The organism is Lacticaseibacillus songhuajiangensis (assembly GCF_003946025.1).
In the GTDB taxonomy this organism is placed as follows: domain Bacteria; phylum Bacillota; class Bacilli; order Lactobacillales; family Lactobacillaceae; genus Lacticaseibacillus; species Lacticaseibacillus songhuajiangensis.
Genome location: NZ_RHNR01000014.1, coordinates 26,855 through 47,357, shown reverse-complemented (window position 1 = coordinate 47,357; position 20,503 = coordinate 26,855). Strand labels below are relative to the sequence as shown.

The window sequence follows — 20,503 nt, the reverse complement described above, 5'->3', positions numbered from 1 at the left end:
CCGACCTTCGGTCTAACCACTATTTTCAATTCCTGCATCCTTGCGGATGAAAGTTTCATGACTTACGCTGACGGACAACAAAAGCGGCCCGGACGAATGTCCGAACCGCTTTTTGTGTTTCTATAGCACTGGTGACAGCAAACGCGAGAACATCTGCTTGAAACGTAGCCAGTGCGACCAGGACGAGATAATGTCGTCGGTCAGAAGTTCGCTGTGCTCGATATCATTCAGGTAGATGTCGGCAAGCTGCTTGTTGATGTCGCCGTCATACATAAAGGTGTTGACTTCGAAGTTCAAACCGTAGGAACGGAAGTCTTGGTTTGCACTACCAACTGTGGACAGGTCGTCGTCAACCAGCATGGTCTTGGCGTGCAGGAAGCCGTTTTGGTAAACGTAAATTTTGACGCCGTAACCGTGCAACAGCTTGGCGTAGTACTGCGTTGCCCGGTAAATGAAGGGGTGATCCGGCATGCACGGAATCATGATGCGCACGTCGACACCTGCTGCCGCTGCCATGCGCAGCGCCGCAATCATCGAGTCATCGGGGACCAGGTATGGCGATTGCAGCCACACCCGTTTCTTGGCTTCGTTGATGTACTTGATGTAGCCCAGCTTGATTTGCTCAGTTGCGGAGTCTGGCCCGCTGGTGACTACCTGCAGGCTGGTGCTGCCGCTAACGGGCAAATCGGGAGCAGGGAAGCAGTGCGGCGTGTAGACTAGACGCTTGGTGTCGGGAACAGACGCATTCCAGTCCATCATGAAGCGCATCTGGAGCAGTTGCACGCCGTGGCCGACAATGCGCAGGTGCGTATCGCGCCAGTAACCGAACTTCGGATCCTCGCCGAGGTATTGATCACCGACGTTGAAGCCGCCGGTGTAACCGACCTTACCATCGAGCACCACAATCTTACGGTGATCATGGTAGTTCAGGCGGAAGCGGGCAACCGCGTTGGTGGAGGTAACAAAAGGCACGGCTTGACCGCCGACATCTGTGAGTCGCTTCCAGAACTTGGGCGTGGTGCCGTGGGAACCGAAGGCATCGTAGACCACGCGCACTTCAACGCCTGCTTTGGCGCGTTCGACGAGGGCCTCACGCAGCTTCGTCCCAATTTGGTCGGGGTAAATGGTGTAGTACTCGATGTGGACGCTATGTTCGGATGCCGCGATGTCTTTCAGCAATTCTGCGAATTTCTCGTGGCCATCGGTAATGATGCGCACCTCGTTGCGCCGGGTGAGCGGAGCCCGGTCGATGCGGCGGAACAACTCGACAATCTGTTGCCGCTGTTTGATGATGTCATCGACTGGTGTACGTTCGAGCTTAGGCACCGCTGCACGTTGGGCGGTGATGACTTCTTTTAACCCAATTCGGTCAGCCTCATGCATTTTGAACAGTTTGGCATGCGCCATGCCGCGACCGGTAAACATGAAGAGGATGAAGCCAACCACCGGCAGGAGCACGAGCACCAGCAACCAGGCCCAGGTCGCCGCGATGTTGCGCGGCGTGTGGAAAACCAGGACGATGGCCCCAATTGTGTTCAGAACGAGTACGAGCTGGAGAATGTTGTAACCGTGAGAAACGATAAAATCAATCATGTCTGCTCCTATTGTTTGACGCCGAGATGGTTAGCGGGGGTCGCGTCCTCCAGCCCGAGGCGGTTGAAGAGGTAGCGCACATCGGTCATCACGTCCTCCGGTTTAGTCGTCACATCATTGCTGATGTAGTCAGTGAGAATGGAGACAATCATGGTGGCGGCCAGGCGAATGAGCCGTTTGCGGTCCGGTGCTTCCAAAATGAGGCGGACGAGCGGCGTGACGGCGTTATTCTCGTCGATATTGTCATTGAATTCGGTCAAAATGCGGGTGACCACGCGCACCAGTTCCTGGAAAGAGCTGAACTGCTGGTTCTCAATGAGCAGGTTCTTCATCAAACGGCGATTATTGGCAACCCAGGTAATGATGCTTTCAAGCCGGGAACTGGGATGCATGCTGTCAAGGGCGTGGAACATTTCCGGGGTAATAATCACTGGCATGCTGGACGACAGGGCTTCATACTTATTGTGGAAGTAGCGATAAAAGGTGCTACGGTCGACTTCAGCGGCACGGGAAATATCATCGATTGTGATTTTTTCGAAGGGCTTATGCTTCAGCGTTTCGATTAAGGCGCGCTCAATAACGTAGTCGGTTGCTTGTGTAGACATCGTGGACTCTCCTAACTATTGTACGCAAAGTTTAGCGCCTCAAGGTGGTTTCTGCAAGTTGTTGACCGCAATACGTGACAGGTATTTGTTATTGATGAGGCAAGTCAACAGCGCGGGTTCAGGACAGAATGGTCAGAAAAAGCCAAGGTGTTCCAAATTCACTTCAGAATTGGCATCGCCTTGGCTTTTATAGTGCTTACTTTTGCGCACGCATCATCGTGACGGTTGCGCGTAGTGCCTTACCTAGACCGCCTTCGCGATAAACCAGTACATTCGCACGGTAAACACGAACGGCGAAGTAGGTGAAGAGCAGCAGGAAGACCAGTGATTCGGCCAGCGCAATCGGCACCTCGATTGGGCTGGTGTAACCCATGGTGGCGCGCACTGGCATGATTGAAACGTTGAGAAATGGAATGTAGCTGCCGACACGCACCAGGATGTTGTCGGACGCTTGAGCGATGAGGGCGCCGAAGTAGCCCAGCAGTCCGAGCATGGACAGCGGCATGACTGCTTGCTGGACTTGTTCCTGGTTAGCAACCAGCGAGCCCATGAGCGCGGCGAGAACAGCATAGGTGAGCACGCCCAGAATGAAGAAGGCGACGATGCTGACGCCGGCCCAGGAACCAAGGGATGAGAAGTCGAACTGATCAAGCAGGCCCATAATCATTTTTTGCTTCTTAATGACGGACCACGCGAGGACAAAACTGACCCCATAAATGGCAATTTGGGTGACGAGTAGCATCATGACACCGGCTAGCTTACCAAAGAACTGGGTGGTGGCACTGACCGAGGACAGCAACATTTCCATAATGCGGGAACCTTTTTCCGTCGCGATTTCTTGGGCAAGCATGCTGCCGTAAACCATCATGAAAATCATCATCAAAATGGTGATTCCCACGGCGATGCCGCGATTGGCGGCGTCGGCAGTATTCTTGCGGTTAACCTTCTTGCCATCGCGATAGGCCACTGAGTTGGTCTTGATGGTGACGGGGTGGAGTAAGGTCTGCAACTGCGCACCCGTGAGCTTGAGGCGCTGCGCAGCCAGCTGCATGTTGAGCTGACTGAGTGGTGCCTGCACACTGCTACTATCAATTGGTGTGCCGCCAACGCGGGTGGTCAACTTGGCGGTCAATTGGCCAGACTTGGTGGCCGTGACAATCAAAATACCATCGACCCGCTCTTTCTTGAGTGCGGTCTGCGCTTTTTGCGTGGTGGTGTAGCGCTGCACGGCCAGGCTATCGCTGTTCTTCTTAATACTCTGACTGATTACCGGTGTTGGGGCCACGACGCCCAGTTTAGCATCGTCCATGGTTTTGCTCATGAATACCGAAATACCGATGATGAGCGCGCCCATGATGATGGGGGAGAGCACTAGGAAAATCCAGGAACCCGAGCGGACATTCTTCTTATAAACCTGTTTTGCAACAACCCAGAATTTAGTCATTTTGCGCACCTGCCTTAATTCGGAAAATTTCATCGAGAGTTGGCGCCTGCTGGCTGAACTCCTGAATGTAACCATTGGCGGTCGCAGCGGTAAAAATTGCCTGACCTGCTGCCGGATCATCCAGGGTGATGACTTTGCGCCGGCCATCATCACGCACGGCGCGAACACCGGCCATGGCTTGTAGTGTTGCGGTGCTTAGTGGGGACTCAAGGTACACCTTGGTGCGCCCAAAACTGTCGCGAATCTCGTCGACGGTGCCGTTCAGGACGACTTCGCCACTGCGCAACATAATCAGGTGGTCAGATAAGGCCTCCACGTTGCCCATGTCGTGACTGGAATAAATGATGGCGGCCCCTTCGGCGCGCATCATGCGGATGCCTTCTTCCAACACGCTGGCATTCACGGGGTCCAAACCGGAGAAGGGTTCGTCGAGAATCACGAGCTTGGGCATGTGAATAAGTGTGGCGATGAGCTGCACCTTTTGCTGGTTCCCCTTGCTGAGGTCCTTAACCCGATCCGTGCGTTTGCCCTTGACGTCAAAACGCTTCATCCACGTATCAAGCTGGGTGATGGCGTCGCGCGCCTTCATGCCGTGCAACTGCGCGAAGTACACGATTTGGTCTTCCACCTTCATCTTGGGGTAGAGCCCGCGCTCTTCGGGCAAGTAGCCGATGCTGTTGTAATCGGCCGCCGTGAGTGCGTGACCGTCCAGTAATACGCGCCCCTGATCGGGTTTCAAAAAGTTGAGAATCATGCGAAAAGTGGTAGTTTTACCCGCCCCATTCTGGCCAATGAGGCCCATGATTTCGCCATTCTTCACGGTAAAACTTTCATCGCGCACGGCCTGCATGCTGCCGAACCGCTTACTGAGCTGCTGAACTTCTAACATTTTGACTCCTCCATCAAAGTGGCAGTCGCCGCTTCCATATTACCCGGGAAATGTGGGGTGTATACTCAATTTAGAATTTTTTCTAAATTGAGTATACACCGTCGTTATTATTAAGCCAATCAATTCCCATAAGTATCTTCATATTTGAAAAATTACTGGTGCTGAATTGAGCAGAATGGGCAATACAAAAAGGACGCCCGCAGTGGACGTCCTTAGTGAAGCTATGCAGTTATTCGTCAATCTTAATCGAGTTAATGCCGCGGGAGCGCATGTTGGCCGTCAGGAACTGAACGCCCATGAAGATGACGGTCCAGGCAATCCCCCCGACTGCTGGCCAGAGACCGTCACCGGTGACAAACAGGCTGAGGTACACGACCGAGAAGAAGCCGATGACCAGCGGACTGGTGAGCTTGTAAGCCGGCATCAGAAAACCTTGCGGATCAAAGTCGGCAGACTGACGATACTTACGGTGCGCCATCATGGTGAGCAAGTAGACGATGATGTACATGTCACTGGAAACTGAAGTGATGAACGCGAACGCATCGGCAATCTGGGGGAGGGAGTTCAGGATGGGACCGATGAGTACGAGTGCCGCGGAGATGATGATGGCCCGCGCCGGAATCCCGGTGCGCGCAATTTTGCGGAAGGGACGGAAAGGCTTGGCCTTGCTGTCGAGGGCAATCTGGTAGAAGTGCCGTCCGGCTGAGTATAGGTAGGAGTTCAGTGCGGAAGCAGCAGCAGTGAGCACGACGAAGTTAATTACCGCGGCCGCGGCCTTGAGTCCGGCCAACTGAAAGACCTGCACGAAGGGGCTGGTGTGTGGGTCCAAACTGTTCCACGGGTAGATGGCCATGATGACGATGATGGCGCCAACGTAGAAGATCAGTACCCGCAGGAGAATTTCGTTGATGACCTTCGGCAGCACCTTGCGCGGGTTGGCGGTTTCGGCCGTCGTAATCCCAATGAATTCCATTCCCTGGAAGGAGAAGAACACCATCGGGAAAGCGGCGACAAAGCTGCCGAAGCCCTTAGGAAACATGCTGAAGCCACTGGTGATGTTGGCAAAACTGGCGTGACCAACCGGTGTCTTGAAGTTCATGAACACCATGCCGAGACCCACGACAATCATGACCACGATGGCGGTGATTTTAATCATCGCGAACCAGAATTCCGCTTCGCCGAAGAGGCGCACGGCAATGAGGTTGATGCTCATCAGGATGGCGAGGACGACAAGCTGAATGGTCCAAGTATGCCATTGCGGGAACCAGAACTGTACATACTTGGATACCGCGGTAAGTTCCGCCATGGCGACGAAGAGCACGCCCAACCAGTAAGTCCAGAGGGCAAAATACCCAGTGCGTTTACCCAAGTACTTTGAAATGAAGGAAATGAAGGTGTGCTGACTTGGATCGGCGTACATCATTTCCCCGATGCCGCGCATCATGAGGAAAAAGATGAAGCCGAGAATCATGTAAACCAAGACAATTGATGGCCCGGTCTTTTGAATGGAGGAACTGGCGCCGAGGAAAAGCCCCGTCCCAATCGTGCCCCCGATGGCAATCATCTGCACGTGGCGATTGCTCAGCTCACGGCGGGTGCCATCCTCGTTTTCTTTGAATTCTTTCTGATCGGCCATGCATGTACTCCTTAATCTATTAATCGTTTGATGCTTCCTATACATTTAACCGTTAAAACGCGCGGCCGCGCAAGGGGCGCGGGCCATACGCTGCAAGCAGAGCGGCGCAAAAGCCTATTCTGCCGGCATAGTGAGCACCTGCGAAACATTTTAAGGCTTAGGTGAATTTTATTCACCTAAGTGCGAAAACGCAGTTGCTGATGCATTTACGCACCTTTTACGGGCATTCGCCTGATGTTCGTGTTTTACTGAACAATTTTGACCTCGGCCGCTTACAGGCGTTTAATAATATTAAGCGTTGATTAATGCGGACGGAACCGCTTCACTCCGTAAAACTGCGACGCCAGAAAGAGGAATATTAACCGATGGAATACCTTAAATTACTCGGCATTGCCATTATTGTGATCGGTTTTACATTCAAATGGGATACGACCGCCGTGGTTGTTGTCGCCGCACTGGCGACCGGCTTCTTGTCTGGCATGTCCATTCCCGATTTGCTCAGTACGCTGGGCAAAAGCTTCGTCGACAACCGCATGGTGTCGCTGTTCTTCCTGACCCTGCCCATGATTGGACTAGTGGAGACCAACGGCCTGAAGCAGGTGGCGGTCAACGCGATTCAGCGGCTGAAGAAGCTGACGCCGAGTCGCATCCTGAACCTGTACTTACTCATTCGGGAAGTGGCGAACGTCTTCGGTATCAGCCTGTCTGGGCAGGTGCAGTTTGTTCGGCCATTGATTCAACCCATGGTGCAAGCTGCAGCTGGTGCGAACCAGAAGCTGACAGACAAACAAATTGAGCTCACCAAGGCACGCTCTGCCGCGGTGGATAATCTTGGTAACTTTTTCGCCCAGAACCTGTTTGTGGCGTCTGGGAGCGTGCTGCTGATTGCCAGCACGATGCAATCCTTGGGCCACAAGGTGGATACGATGCAAATTGTGACGGCCTCGATTCCAATTGCGATTGTGTCGCTGGTTGTCGGCATGATTTACAACATCCTGTTTGACCGCAACTTTAAGCTGAAGGGGGACAAGAAGAATGATTAACACCATTTTGACCGTCATGTATGTCCTCATCGGCTTCATGATGGCCTTGGCCGCCATCGGCTCTTTCCAAGATAAGCAGAACCCCGCCCGCCTGGGGACTGGGACCTTCTGGACTTTGCTGGCGATTACCTTTGCCTTCGGGAGTTACATTCCCAGCGCCATTGTTGGGGTGATGATTGTCATCATCGGGATTCTGGCGCTGTTCAAGCAGATTAAGGTTGGCCACGTGGAGGCTGTAGACATTAAGCACGCCACTGCCGCCGCGACGCACTTGGGCGCTTGGGTCTTCATGCCAAGTGTCGTTCTCGCCGTCGTTTCCGTCGGCATCGCCCAGTTCACAGACATGGGTGGCCAGGTCGGTATCGGGATTGGGGCGGTTGTTTCATTAATTGCCGCCATCATCTTGACCCACGCCGGCACGAAGACGGTTTACAAAGACACCCAGCGCATGGTTCGCTCTGTCGGGGCCGCCGGTGTGCTGCCACAACTGCTGGCAACTCTGGGTGCTGTCTTTACCGCTGCGGGGGTTGGGGATTTGACCGCGAAGCTCATTGCGGGCGTATTCCCTGCCGGTAGCCACCTCGGTGGTGTTATCCTGTACTGTGTAGCGATGGCTGTGTTCACCGCCATCATGGGGAACGCCTTCGCGGCTTTCGCTGTGATTACGGCTGCTATCGGGGTGCCATTCGTCATTGCCCAGGGCGGCAGTGTGGCTGTCGTTGCGGCAATCGGGATGACCTCTGGCTACTGTGGCACGCTACTCACGCCAATGGCAGCGAACTTCAACTCACTGCCAGTGGCACTGATGGAAATGAAGGATGAGATGGGTGTTATCAAGCAACAGGCACCGCTCGCCATCATTTTGCTCGTCGTGCAGATTGGTTTGATGTACTTCTTGGCATTCTAAGCGCACGTGTGCGCGGAAGGGGAGACAATTATGAAAATTCTTGTGACTGGTTTCGACCCATTCGGTCCTGACAAAATTAACCCAGCAATTGAGGCGGTCAAGCGCCTGCCTGACACCATTAAGGGCGCCACGATTGTGAAGGTGGAAATTCCAACCATCTTCAACAAGTGTGCCGAAGTGGTTCACGATGCAATTGCACGCGAAAAGCCTGACTACGTGCTCAACATTGGTCAGGCCGGCGGTCGTTTTGGTCTGACCCCAGAACGGGTGGCCATCAACTTGGATGACGGTCGCATTGCTGACAACGCCGGCTATCAGCCGCTGAACCACACCATTCACGAAGACGGCGCAAACGCCTACTTCACGCAACTGCCAATCAAGGCGATGGCGCACGCCATCCGTGAAGCCGGCCTGCCATCTACCGTGTCCAACACGGCGGGGACATACGTCTGCAACCACATCATGTACCAAACACAGTACATGCGCGACAAGGAATTCCCACAGATTAAGGCGGGATTCATGCACATTCCATTCTTGCCTGATCAGGTAACGAACCGGCCCAACACCCCATCGCTGTCCTTGGCCGACGATGTGCGCGGGATTACCGCCGCGCTTGAAGCGATTGTTGAATTCGACGGAAAAGCTGATCTTGACACCGTTGAAGGCACCATTGCCTAAAGTGTAATTCGCATAATTAACACCAAAACACCCAGCTAGTTGCACTGCTGCAGCCTGTCTGGGTGTTTTTGTGTGCTGCGGCGAACCTGTCTGTTAACGAGCAGACAACTGAAAATATTTTTTTATTTATAAAACTCGTTACTTACGCACCGTCGTGGCGGCGTTTTCAACAAATACGACATCACTGAACAATAAAAAAACGCTTGCGAAAAATCATACAGAACGGCATGATAGCGGTAACAACTTGTTCGTACACGTGCCAACAACCGTGACTGCCTCAATATTCGTTCGCTTGACGAACATGTACGTACAGGCATACACTAAAAACGTAGAAAGCGATTACAAGGACGATAAGATGACAAAACTTAATTTGGTTTACCAGGATATTAAGCAAAAAATTGACGAGGGTATTCACAAGACCGACAGCTTACTGCCGAGTGAAAACCGTCTTTGCGAACTTTACGGGGCGTCGCGGGATACCATCCGCAAAGCCTTGCAGCGCTTGCGCGACCAGGGTTATATCCAGTCGCAAAAGGGTAAAGGTTCCGTGGTGATTAATCGCCAGCAGTACGTGTTTCCAGTTTCCGGCGTCATCAGCTACAAGGAACTGGTGCAGCGACTGAACTTCAGTTCCAAGACGACACTGATTAGTAAAGACCAGTTGGAGCTGCCAGTTGAGTGCTTCAAAACGGTTGATCCGCACGCCAAACCGAAGCGGGTGACCAAGCTCGTCCGCCTGCGCGATATGAATGGTGAGCCGGTCATCATCGATATTGACTACATCGATACCGAAGTCGTGCCGGACATCAGTCAGGAAGTCGCCGAGGATTCACTCTATGCGTATTTTGAAGGCAAACTGCACTTGTCTATCGCATACGCCAAGAAGGAAATCACCGTCGAACCCGCCACTGAGCAAGACCAAGAATTGTTGCATCTGCAGCCTGGCAGCGTGGTGGTCGTCGTCAAAAGTGTGACGAGCCTCGAAGACACAACTGCCTTCCAGTACACCGAGTCGCGGCACCGTCCCGACCGTTTTCGCTTTCAAGAATTTGCCCGGCGTTCGTAGCCGAAAGGAGTGCCACCATGGATTTTGCAGACAAAGTCATTTATCAGCTCTACCCGAAATCATTTTACGACAGCAACGGCGATGGGATCGGTGATTTGCGCGGGATCATCGCTAAGCTGGATTATCTCCAGGCTTTGCACATCGACATGATTTGGTTCAACCCTTTCTTCGTATCACCGCAGAACGATAATGGCTACGACATTGCCGACTACCGCCGCATCGACCCCCGCTTTGGGACGATGGCGGATTTCGAGGAATTGGTTCGCAAGTTGCGGGCGGCCAACATCGGGGTGATGCTCGACATGGTGCTCAACCATACCAGCACCGCGCATCCGTGGTTCCAGCGGGCGCTCGCTGGTGACAAGAAGTACCAGGCATACTACTACTTGCGCGACCCCAAACCGAATGGCGATTTACCGACGAATTGGGAATCCAAGTTCGGTGGCGTTGCCTGGGCGCCTTTTGGCGATACGGGGAAGTACTACTTGCACCTGTATGACAAAACGCAGGCCGATTTGGATTGGCACAACCCAGATGTCCGGCGCGAGGCGGCAGACATCGTCAACTTCTGGCGGGACAAGGGCGTGCGCGGTTTCCGCTTCGACGTCTTGAATGTTATCGGCAAGGACGAGCAGCTGGTCGATGCACCGGCGGGTGTCGAAAGCAAAACGCTCTACACCGACACGCCGGTTGTTCATCAGTACATCAAGGAACTGGCGGCCGCGTCTTTTGGTCAGGAAGACGATAGCATCACCGTCGGCGAAATGAGTTCCACCAGCTTGCCAAATGCGATTGGCTACACGAATCCGGCCAATAAGGAACTGAGCATGGTCTTCCAGTTCCACCACCTGAAGACGGACTACGAGGACGGCAACAAGTGGACCCGCGCCCGCTACGATTTTGACTACCTACGCCAGTTGCTGCACGACTGGGGCGAGGGCATCTCGGCTGGCGACGGTTGGCAAGCCCTGTTCTGGAACAACCACGACCAGCCGCGGGCATTGAACCGTTTTGGAAATATTGACCATTACCGCGTGCGGTCTGCACAAGTGCTCGCCGCCAGCATTCACCTCTCGCGAGGCACTCCTTACATTTACATGGGTGAAGAGATTGGGATGTCCGATCCCGATTACACGAGCATGCAGGATTACGTGGATATCGAGAGTCACAATGCATACGCCGAACTGCTTGCGGCCGGTAAGACTGCGGATGAGGCTTTTGCCATCGTCCACGCCAAGTCGCGTGATAATTCCCGGACCCCAATGCAGTGGGATAGTAGCCAGAATGCTGGCTTCACGACCGGCACGCCATGGCTGAAGCCGACGAACCAAGACCTTGTGAATGTCCATGATGAACTTGAGCACGGCCGCATTTTCAACTTCTACCAGCGCCTGATCACCCTGCGCAAACGCTACGCCGTGATTGCGCGCGGCGATTACCGGGCTTTCGGTACTGACGTTGACTGGTTATATGCTTATAAGCGGCGCTTAAATCAGGAAGGCCTCCTGGTCTTGAACAACTTCGCGGACCACGAAATTAAGTTCACGATTCCAGACGATTGGTGCGGCGGCAAGGTCATTATCGACAACGTCCCTGGTTTCCAGCTCCAGCCGGAAATCACCTTGCCAGCTTTTAGCACCGTCGCCATTTACCGCAATGATTTGAACGACTAGGACGGACATTACCCCGCTGCGCACTTGATAGACAGGCTCTGCGGGGCAGACTTCTGCGCTTTGCCCAGCTACGAAACTGGCGCAAAAAGCGCGCCAATTCCGTAGCTATGCAAATGCTCAAAGTCTAAACGCCCCGCTGCGCACACTGAATTAGGAGGAACAGATTATGACGAAGAAAGAAGAATTGCTCGCTCCGGCAACCGGATTGCTCATGCCGATTACAGATGTCCCAGATCCCGTCTTTTCCCAGAAAACGATGGGTGAAGGCTTTGGGATTGACCCAACGGACGGGACGATTGCCGCACCCGCTGATGGCCGCATTATTTTGCTCGCGGACACCAAACACGCCATTGGGATTCGCACCACCGACGGTGCGGAACTGCTGATTCACATGGGGATTGATACCGTCGAAATGGGCGGCAAACCTTTTGAAATTGACACCCAGATGGATGCGCAGGTGCACGCTGGCGACGTGCTCGGGTCAATGGATTTGGAAGCCATTAGAGCTGCTGGTAAGAAGACGACCATCATTGTGGCCATCACCAACACCAACGACGTCTTGGCTGACTTCTACATGGAACCCGGTGAGGTGCGCCGCGGCGAACTGGCCGCAACGGTGACCATGAAGGACGCCAAGGCACTCGCCGAAGCGCCCGTGCATGACGCCAACCAGTACGCTAAGACTGCACGTTTGGTGCTGGAAGAGGTCGGCGGCGCCGAAAACACCAAGAGCCTGATTCACTGCATCACTCGACTGCGCTTTTACCTCAAGGACGAAGATATTCCGGATGACGACGCGGTGCGCGAGATTCCTGGCGTTATCGACGTTGCCCGCGCTGGTGGCCAGTACCAAGTAGTGATTGGCCAGACCGTCGGTGACGTGTACGACGAAGCCATCAAGCAACTCGGCCCTGGCTTCGCAAATCCTGAAGAAACCGCCAAAATTACGGCGGAAACCGCTGCAGCTGCGCAAGACCCAAGTATCTGGGGCAAAACTAAGCGCGCTGCTTCCAGCCTGATTGGGGTCATTACCGGTTCCATGATGCCCGTTATCGGTCTGCTGGCCGCTAGTGGGATGCTCAAGGGGATTATGACCATCTTGACCACTTGGGGCGGTGTTTCCACCACTTCCCAGACCTACATGCTGATTAACGCGATGGGGGATGCGACCTTCTACTTCCTGCCCGTTCTGGTCGGATTCACAGCTGCACAGAAACTAGGCTCGAATCCAGTGATTGTTGCCATTATTGGGGCCTTCCTGATCTACCCATCGCTCGTTGCAGTGGTCGCGTCCGGTAAGTCGACCGGCTCATTCCTCGGCATGGCCATTAACTCCAACTTCTTCGGCATTCCGGTTCACATTCCGCAGTACACCTACTCCATCTTCCCGATGATTTTTGCCGCCTGGATGGCATCTAAGGTTGAACCGTGGATTAAGAAGTGGATGCCAGTGATGCTGCGGATGATCTTCAGTCCGCTGGTTGAAATCTTCCTCGTGGGGATGACCGTGCTCGTGATTGTTGGCCCTGTCATCACCCTGATTTCCACCGGGATTTCCGGGGCACTGCAGTGGCTCCTCAGCTTGAACGCCGCACTGTCTGGCATGATTATCGGTGGGTTCTACCAAGTTCTGGTCATCTTCGGTCTGCACTGGGCCGTTATTCCAATCATCTCCGCCCAGCTTTCCGTTCCTGGTGGGAGCAGCGTCCTCAACGGGATTGTCTCCGTCACCATGATTGCTCAGGGTGCTGGTGCTCTTGCCGTTTGGATTAAGACCCGCAACAATAAGAACCTCAAGGGGCTGTCCCTCTCTGCTGCTATCTCCGCCTTCGTGGGGATCACCGAACCCGCTATGTACGGGGTTAACCTGAAGTACGGGCGCGTGTTCATCACCTCCAGTATTGGGGCCGCTATCGGTGGCTTGGTCAACGGGATTCTCGGTGTCAACATGTTTGGTTTCACCGGTAGCCTGATCGGCTTCCCATCCTTTGCAAGTGCCGCACACCCAGAGAACCTGATGAACTTCTGGATTGTGTCCGTTGTCACGTTGGTCGCTGCATTCACCTTGACCTACCTATTCGGTTACAAGGACAGTGACAGTGTCAAAGCCAAGGTTGCGCCTAAGAAGCGTCACCTGGGTGACAAGTAATATCGACTGTATTATTTAAGAACGTCGTCATTCCGACTAGAATGGCGGCGTTTTTTTGATTTTTCAGTGCAAAAAGCTCAGCAATGCCGAAAAATCGCGCAAAGAGATGATTAGTTGCGACCTCTCTATAGATTTGTGTTACATTAAAAAAGATTACATATTACGGAGGATTTACTATGAAAATCTTGGGACCATACGTCCGGAAACAGTGGCACAACGAACTGATTGCGCTGCTGGCGACGGTTGTGATGGCAGCGGCCGCCCTGTGGCAGCCGCGCCTTTTGCAACACATGATGGCGGCCATTATCGCTAACCAGCAAAATCGCGTGCTGAACTTGGGGATTCAGCTCGTTGGTTTTGCTGTGCTCGGGATTATTGCTGGGGTGCTCAACACGGTCTTTTCAGCGCGTGCTGCGATTGGCATTGCGACAGAATTACGGGCGGATATGTACAAGCAGGTGCAGTCGTTCGCTTTCGCCGACATTGAGCAGTTCGCCGCCAGCAAGTTGGTGGTGCGCATGACCAACGACATTAACCAGGTGCAGGGGCTGGTCATGGCCATCTTGCAGATGGTGGCGCGGGTGCCGATTATGTTTATCGGGGCACTGACGCTGGCTTTACTGACGATTCCGCAACTGTGGTGGACTTTACTACTCATGATTGTGTTCACCGTCATTTTGGCAATCATCGGCATGCGGCGGATGACGCACTACTTCGGTGAAGTGCAAGGGTACATCGACGACGTGAATAATATTGCCCGGGAAAACTTAATGGGTGTGCGCGTGGTCAAGTCCTTTGTGCAAAAGCCGAGTGAAGAGCGCAAGTTCGCGGCGTCCTCTGACAAAATGGCGGATGTCACCGTGAAGATTGGCTACACCTTCTCCTACATGATGCCTGGTTTCTTCCTGATTTCTTACTTTGCCATTGGCTTGGGCGTGCTGGTGATTGGGCGCAACATTGGGGCACATCCGGCTTATCTGGCCGCGATTGCGAGTTTCGTAGGCTATCTGATGCAAGTCTTGATGTCCATCATCAACGCCAGCTTCATCTCGACTGGGGCGACCCGTGCCTTCGTTTCCCTGCACCGTATCGGTGAGGTACTCGCGCACAAGTCGTCCATGCAGTATCCGGACGGGCCGGCGCAGCGGCTGCCGGGGAGCATTGAATTCGACGACGTCAGCTTCACTTATCCTAATGACGAGCAGCCCACCCTGGAACACCTGAGTTTCAAGGTCGCGCCTGGGCAGATGCTCGGTATTGTGGGGGCAACCGGCTCCGGCAAAACGACGCTGGCCCAGCTGATTCCGCGCTTGTTCGACGCCACGACTGGCAGTGTGAAGTTGGGCAATCAGGACGTGCGGACGCTCAGCGCAGGTACTTTGCGCGAGACCGTGGCGATGGTCATGCAGCGGGCAACCTTGTTCTCCGGCACGATTGCCGGCAATTTGCGGCAAGGAAAGCCTGACGCGACGGTTAGCGAGATGCAGTGGGCGGCTGGCGTTGCCCAGGCCAGTGAGTTTATTAACCGCTTGAGTAGCGGTTTTGATGCGGAAGTTGCAGAGCGGTCCGCTAACTTTTCTGGTGGGCAAAAGCAGCGGCTCGCCATCACCCGCGGGGTGATCTCGCAGCCACCCGTGCTGATCATGGATGACTCGACCAGTGCGCTGGATGCGCGCAGTGAGCGCCTGGTGCAGGAGGCATTCAACCGCGACCTGAAGTCGACCACGACGGTTGTGGTGGCCGAGAAGATTGCGTCGATTATTAACGCGGACCACATTTTGGTCCTCGATCACGGCAAAATGGTGGGCTACGGCACTCATGATGAGCTACTCAAGAGCAGCCCAGTTTATCGGGAAATCTACCTGACGCAAAAGGCAAAGGAGGCGAACATCTAAGATGAAGAATTTTAAGCAAGCAGGTCGCTTCTACTGGCAGTACCTGCACGTCTACCCTTGGCAAGGCCTGGGAATGCTGGTGTTCGTGATCCTGTTTACTGTCACCTACGAACTGGCGCCAACTTACCTGGCGAACACCGTGCAGGATTTAACCGCTGTGGTGAAAACTGGTGCGACGCTGGACAAGTTCTACGGCGACCTCAGCATCATGGTGCTCCTGTACGTTCTGTCGGCCATTGGCGACTCGGCGACCTCTTTCTTCATGTCTTGGGTCGGCGGGAAAGCCACCGGCGAGATGCGCACGGGCATGTTTAACAAAATGCAGGACATGCGCGTCCAATATTTTGATAGCCACAGCGACGGGGACATCCTGGCCCGTTACACCAGTGACCTGGATAACATCTTCAACGCGATGAACGAAGCCTTCGTGCAGGTCATCTACAGTATTGCCCAACTGATTGGGGTGCTGGTGGTGATGCTGCGGATGAACGTGCCACTCGCATTCGTGACGCTGGCGACGACACCACTGGCGCTGATCATTGCCGTGGTCAACATCCGCAGTGCTAGCAAGGCGGTTGACCACCAGCAAGAAGAGGTCGGCAAGCTCAACGGCTACATCAACGAGCAGATTACCGGACAGAAGATTATCATCACGAACGGACTGCAGGCGGATTCGATTGCGGGTTTTGAGCAGCAAAACGAGAAGGTGCGCGCAGCCAGCCTGCGTGGTCAGATTCTCGCCGGCATTTTGCAGCCGCTGATGAACGGCATGATGCTGCTGACGACGGCCGTGGTCATCTTCTTCGGTAGTTGGCTCGTGCTACGGGGCAACATGGCGACTGGGGCCGCGTTGGCGCTGGTCGTGGTTTACGTCCAGTTCGCGCAGAACTACTTTCAGCCGCTGGTCGCAGTTACCAGCCTGTACAACCAGTTGCAGCTGGCCATTACTGGTGCGCGGCGGGTCAGTGAGGTGCACGATGAACCGAACGAGCTGCGGCCGGTTAACGGCAAGCAGGTGAGTGCGGTTGACGATGCCGTCCGCATTGAAGACGTGCACTTCAGCTATAACCCTGGAACTGAGATTCTGCACGGCGTCAGCATGAGCGCCGCGCGCGGCGAGATGGTGGCGCTGGTGGGACCGACTGGGTCTGGTAAGACCACCATCATGAACCTGCTCAACCGCTTCTACGATGTGGACAGCGGCCGCATTACCATTGATGGGACTGATGTGCGCGAGATTGACCTAGACTCACTGCGACACCTAGTTGGCATTGTGCTCCAAGACCCGCAGTTGTTTACGGGCACGATTCGCGAGAATATTGCTTTTGGTGAGCCGGATGCGCCGCTGGATGCAGTGCGCGCGGCGGCCAAGCAGGCCAACATTGACGACTTCATCATGAGTCTGCCGCAGGGTTACGACACGCCAATTAGCGATGAGCAGGCACAGTTGTCGGCCGGGCAGAAGCAACTGCTCAGCATTGCCCGCACGATTCTGACGAATCCGCAGGTACTGATTATGGATGAGGCCACGAGCAACGTTGACACGGTGACGGAAGCCAAGATTCAAGCAGCAATGGACAACGTGATTGCCGGGCGCACGAGTTTTGTCATCGCGCACCGACTCAAAACGGTGTTGGGGGCTGACAAAATTGACGTGCTCCGCGACGGTCGCATCATCGAAGAAGGCACCCACGCGCAGCTGCTGGCGGAGAAAGGCTTTTACGCCGGTCTTTACCGCAACCAGATGGTTTTTGACGCTAAACATTAGCGGTTTATAAGAATGAATGTTATTGAAAAATAGCCTGGTCACCGCAACCGCGGTGTCTGGGCTATTTTGACGCGTTCTTAATTCCGTTAGTCAGTGAAAGCGGTGTAATGTTTTGCCGAAAAGCCGTAAAAGTTCTGTACTTTTGGCTAAGGGTGTTAAAATACTCTTATCAACAAATCGCCCGGCAGAACGCCGGACTGGAAAATTTGAGGGTGAAATCGTATGGGAAAGTTGGCAAAAACGCCGCAGGAGCTCGCTAAGCTGAGCCACGACGCGGTTCTCGACGACCTTCAGACCAGTAATGATGGCCTGACCGCCGCTGAGGCAAAAGCACGGCTGGAGAAATTCGGTCCTAATGAAATTCAGAAGGGCAAGAAGAAGTCGCAGTTACTGGCATTTCTCAAGAACTTTACTAGCCTCATGGCAATTCTGCTGTGGGTCGGCGGGATCATCGCCATTGTGGCGGGGATGCCGGAACTCGGGATTGCCATCTGGTGTGTGAACCTCATTAACGGGGTCTTTAGTTACTGGCAGGAATTTGCCGCCCAGAAGGCGACCGATTCCCTGATGAAGATGCTGCCGACTTACGTGCACGTTCGGCGTGAAGGTAAGCTGGTCCAGATTGATACTACCGAACTGGTGCCTGGGGATATTTTTGCGCTTCAGGCTGGGGACAGTATCTCTGCCGACGCGCTGCTGCTGGAAGCCAGCTCGATGCAGGTCGACCAGTCCGCGCTGACTGGGGAATCCGTGCCTGAAAGCAAGAGCGTCAAGTACGACCCCGGCGAGGGGCAGTTTGCTGAAGCCAACCTGATTTACGCCGGGACCACTGTTGGTGCCGGGACCGGACTGGCCGTGGCCATTAGCACGGGGATGGACAGTGAGTTTGGTAAAATCGCCAAGCTCACTCAGAACCAAGAAAGTGCCGACGGGCCACTGCAGATTGAACTGAACCGTTTGACCCAGCAGCTGTCGATGATTGCCATCGGGATTGGGATTCTGTTCTTCGTCCTCGCGGTAACAATCGTGCACTACCCCGTTGCCAAAGCCTTTATCTTTGCTTTGGGGATGATTGTGGCCTTCATTCCAGAAGGTTTGCTGCCAACTGTAACGCTGTCGCTGGCCCAAGGGGTGCAGCGGATGGCCAAGAAGCACGCGCTGGTGAAGGAACTGAACTCCGTGGAAACACTTGGTGAAACCACGGTCATCTGTTCTGATAAAACCGGGACCCTGACGCAAAATGCGATGACGGTGAACCACATCTGGTTGCCGTTCCGCGAATTTGGTGTTACCGGGAATGGCTTTGTTGCTAATGGTGAAATCAAGTTCCGTGGCCGCAAGGTGGATCTGAGCCTGCAGCCAGAACTGAAACTGCTTCTAGAAATCTCCGCACTGGATAACGACACTCGTGTCCAGCAGGGCGATGATGGCAAGCCGAAGCTACTCGGAACGCCAACCGAAGCCGCCATGATTATTATGGCCGAAAAGGCCGGTATGGACGCCGATGAACTTGGCAAGCAGATGCCCCGGCTTAAGGAACTGACTTTTGATTCCGACCGGAAGCGAATGACCACCATCAACAAGTTGCCTGATGGTAGTGCCCGTATCTGTGTGAAGGGGTCATTGGGCGACATGCTGACTCAGTGTGACACCATCCTCGATAAGGATGGCGTCCGGCCACTGGTCGACAACGATATCGAACGCGCCGGCCGTGCTGAACACGACTACGCGAAGGCTGGTCTGCGGACGCTTGCCGTTGCCTACCGCGACGTGCCCGCTGACCAGGTGCCTGACGACTTGAACGACTGGAACATTAAGAACGTTGAAATTAACCTGACGCTGATTGGGCAGGCCGCCATGGCAGACCCAGCCCGTCCCGAAATTTTTGAGGCCGTGCGCAAGTGTCACGAAGCTTCCATCCGCATCATCATGGTCACTGGGGACAGCCCAGTGGTCGCAAGTAACGTGGCCGCCCAGATCGGGATTGTGTCTAGCAACAAGGCGCGCGTTATCACCGGGATGGAATTGGCCGACATGAGTGAAGACGACCTCAAGGCCGCCTTCAAGGACGAACTGATTTTTGCCCGTGTTGCGCCCGAACAGAAGTACAAGATTGTGTCCACCTTGCAGGACATGGGCGAAATCGTGGCCTCCACCGGTGACGGTGTGAACGACGCGCCAGCTCTGAAGAAGGCTGATATCGGGGTCGCCATGGGTGTCACCGGTACTGACGTTGCCAAGGATGCCGCCGACATGATTCTGACCGACGACAACTTTGCTTCCATCGTTGCCGCTATCGAAGAGGGGCGGACGGTTTACAACAACATTCAGAAGTTCTTGACCTACATCTTGAACTCCAACGTTGGTGAAGCCGTACCATCCATTCTCTTCCTGCTGAGCCGTGGTTTGATCCCACTGCCACTGACCGTTATGCAGATTCTGACTATCGACCTGGGGACCGACATGTTGCCAGCTTTGGGGCTAGGTGCTGAACGTGCTGAACCCGGGATTATGAGCGAAGCGCCACGGTCGCGGAAGGCGCACTTGCTGACGAAGAACGTCCTCTGGCGGGCCTTTGCCTGGTACGGCCTGATGGGCGGTGCCATTTCGACCGCCGGTTACTTCTTTGTCAATCATATGCACGGGTGGCCAAATGTCGCCCTGGCAAGCAGTGGCAGTATCTACATCGAAGCAACCACGATGACCCTCGCGGCCGTTGTGTTCTGCCAGATTGCCAACGTCATGAACTGCCGGACTAACCGGGCCTCTGTATTTAGCCTGGGTCTGTTCCGCAACTGGAAGATTAACACCGGGATTATTGTCGAAGTGCTGATTCTGGTTGCGCTGATGCACGCGCCAGTGCTTCAGGGCGTCTTCCAGACTGGCCCTCTTGGCTGGGCTGAATGGCTGTTCCTGATCTGCATTCCAATCCCTGTCTTCCTGATTGAAGAATTCCGGAAGTGGGTTGTGCGCCGGAGTAGTAATAAGCCAGCGATTTAAAACGTGAATATGTTAAAAAGGGCCGTGCGAGAGCACGGCCTTTTTGTGTGCACTGATTAATCTTAAGCAAAGCATAGGTGCTATTTAATACCTCCGTTTCTTCGTAATTCCCGCTCTGACAGCAACCTTAGCGAGTATATGTTACTGATGCTGGTTG

At 54.2% G+C, this 20,503-nt stretch carries 14 protein-coding genes; 9 read left to right on the top strand and 5 right to left on the bottom strand.

Annotation, left to right across the window (positions count from 1 at the left end; translation table 11 throughout):
* Positions 1–120: 120 nt before the first annotated feature.
* The 5 genes from cls to EKM97_RS05185 form a co-directional block, all read right to left on the bottom strand.
* The gene (cls, locus tag EKM97_RS05205) at positions 121–1,593 is read right to left on the bottom strand and encodes a cardiolipin synthase (protein ID WP_125571228.1); all 1,473 of its coding nucleotides are present in this window, start codon (positions 1,591–1,593) and stop codon (positions 121–123) included.
* 8 nt (positions 1,594–1,601) lie between these two features.
* The gene (locus EKM97_RS05200; protein ID WP_125571227.1) at positions 1,602–2,198 is read right to left on the bottom strand and encodes a TetR/AcrR family transcriptional regulator; all 597 of its coding nucleotides are present in this window, start codon (positions 2,196–2,198) and stop codon (positions 1,602–1,604) included.
* A 196-nt stretch (positions 2,199–2,394) separates the two neighbouring features.
* A complete protein-coding gene (locus EKM97_RS05195) occupies positions 2,395–3,642 on the bottom strand; it encodes an ABC transporter permease (RefSeq protein ID WP_125571226.1) in 1,248 nt (415 codons plus the stop codon).
* Positions 3,635–4,531, bottom strand: a complete 897-nt coding sequence (locus tag EKM97_RS05190) for an ABC transporter ATP-binding protein (RefSeq protein ID WP_125571225.1) — start codon at positions 4,529–4,531, stop codon at positions 3,635–3,637. Before EKM97_RS05190 ends, EKM97_RS05195 begins: the two co-directional genes overlap by 8 nt.
* Before the next feature lie 229 nt (positions 4,532–4,760).
* Entirely contained in the window at positions 4,761–6,167 is a 1,407-nt protein-coding gene (locus EKM97_RS05185; protein ID WP_125571224.1) for an amino acid permease, read from the bottom strand.
* Between the two features lie 365 nt (positions 6,168–6,532).
* Between EKM97_RS05185 and EKM97_RS05180 the strand changes: the two genes are divergently transcribed.
* The 9 genes from EKM97_RS05180 to EKM97_RS05140 all read left to right on the top strand — a co-directional run bounded on the left by EKM97_RS05180 (position 6,533) and on the right by EKM97_RS05140 (position 20,346).
* On the top strand, positions 6,533–7,210 hold the full coding sequence (locus tag EKM97_RS05180) for a DUF969 domain-containing protein (RefSeq protein WP_125571223.1): 678 nt from the start codon (positions 6,533–6,535) through the stop codon (positions 7,208–7,210).
* Positions 7,203–8,117 carry a DUF979 domain-containing protein gene (locus EKM97_RS05175; RefSeq protein ID WP_125571222.1) on the top strand — a complete coding sequence of 305 codons (915 nt, stop codon included), beginning with the start codon at positions 7,203–7,205 and terminating at the stop codon, positions 8,115–8,117. The genes EKM97_RS05180 and EKM97_RS05175 overlap by 8 nt, the downstream gene beginning before the upstream one ends.
* Before the next feature lie 30 nt (positions 8,118–8,147).
* Complete coding sequence (gene pcp / locus EKM97_RS05170; RefSeq protein ID WP_125571221.1) at positions 8,148–8,795, top strand: pyroglutamyl-peptidase I; 648 nt, start codon at positions 8,148–8,150, stop codon at positions 8,793–8,795.
* A gap of 355 nt (positions 8,796–9,150) precedes the next feature.
* A complete protein-coding gene (treR, locus tag EKM97_RS05165) occupies positions 9,151–9,861 on the top strand; it encodes a trehalose operon repressor (RefSeq protein ID WP_125571220.1) in 711 nt (236 codons plus the stop codon).
* 17 nt (positions 9,862–9,878) lie between these two features.
* A complete protein-coding gene (treC, locus tag EKM97_RS05160) occupies positions 9,879–11,534 on the top strand; it encodes an alpha,alpha-phosphotrehalase (RefSeq protein ID WP_125571219.1) in 1,656 nt (551 codons plus the stop codon).
* A gap of 166 nt (positions 11,535–11,700) precedes the next feature.
* Complete coding sequence (locus EKM97_RS05155) at positions 11,701–13,683, top strand: glucose PTS transporter subunit IIA (RefSeq protein ID WP_125571218.1); 1,983 nt, start codon at positions 11,701–11,703, stop codon at positions 13,681–13,683.
* A gap of 176 nt (positions 13,684–13,859) precedes the next feature.
* Entirely contained in the window at positions 13,860–15,578 is a 1,719-nt protein-coding gene (locus EKM97_RS05150) for an ABC transporter ATP-binding protein (protein WP_125571217.1), read from the top strand.
* Between the two features lies 1 nt (position 15,579).
* Entirely contained in the window at positions 15,580–17,346 is a 1,767-nt protein-coding gene (locus tag EKM97_RS05145; protein ID WP_125571216.1) for an ABC transporter ATP-binding protein, read from the top strand.
* A 231-nt stretch (positions 17,347–17,577) separates the two neighbouring features.
* Positions 17,578–20,346 carry a cation-translocating P-type ATPase gene (locus EKM97_RS05140; protein WP_449814794.1) on the top strand — a complete coding sequence of 923 codons (2,769 nt, stop codon included), beginning with the start codon at positions 17,578–17,580 and terminating at the stop codon, positions 20,344–20,346.
* Positions 20,347–20,503: the final 157 nt, after the last annotated feature.

Coding starts and splice junctions, on each gene's coding strand:
- cls (WP_125571228.1), bottom strand. CDS start 1,593: ATGATTGATTTTATCGTTTCTCACGGTTACAACATTCTCCAGCTCGTA.
- EKM97_RS05200 (WP_125571227.1), bottom strand. CDS start 2,198: ATGTCTACACAAGCAACCGACTACGTTATTGAGCGCGCCTTAATCGAA.
- EKM97_RS05195 (WP_125571226.1), bottom strand. CDS start 3,642: ATGACTAAATTCTGGGTTGTTGCAAAACAGGTTTATAAGAAGAATGTC.
- EKM97_RS05190 (WP_125571225.1), bottom strand. CDS start 4,531: ATGTTAGAAGTTCAGCAGCTCAGTAAGCGGTTCGGCAGCATGCAGGCC.
- EKM97_RS05185 (WP_125571224.1), bottom strand. CDS start 6,167: ATGGCCGATCAGAAAGAATTCAAAGAAAACGAGGATGGCACCCGCCGT.
- EKM97_RS05180 (WP_125571223.1), top strand. CDS start 6,533: ATGGAATACCTTAAATTACTCGGCATTGCCATTATTGTGATCGGTTTT.
- EKM97_RS05175 (WP_125571222.1), top strand. CDS start 7,203: ATGATTAACACCATTTTGACCGTCATGTATGTCCTCATCGGCTTCATG.
- pcp (WP_125571221.1), top strand. CDS start 8,148: ATGAAAATTCTTGTGACTGGTTTCGACCCATTCGGTCCTGACAAAATT.
- treR (WP_125571220.1), top strand. CDS start 9,151: ATGACAAAACTTAATTTGGTTTACCAGGATATTAAGCAAAAAATTGAC.
- treC (WP_125571219.1), top strand. CDS start 9,879: ATGGATTTTGCAGACAAAGTCATTTATCAGCTCTACCCGAAATCATTT.
- EKM97_RS05155 (WP_125571218.1), top strand. CDS start 11,701: ATGACGAAGAAAGAAGAATTGCTCGCTCCGGCAACCGGATTGCTCATG.
- EKM97_RS05150 (WP_125571217.1), top strand. CDS start 13,860: ATGAAAATCTTGGGACCATACGTCCGGAAACAGTGGCACAACGAACTG.
- EKM97_RS05145 (WP_125571216.1), top strand. CDS start 15,580: ATGAAGAATTTTAAGCAAGCAGGTCGCTTCTACTGGCAGTACCTGCAC.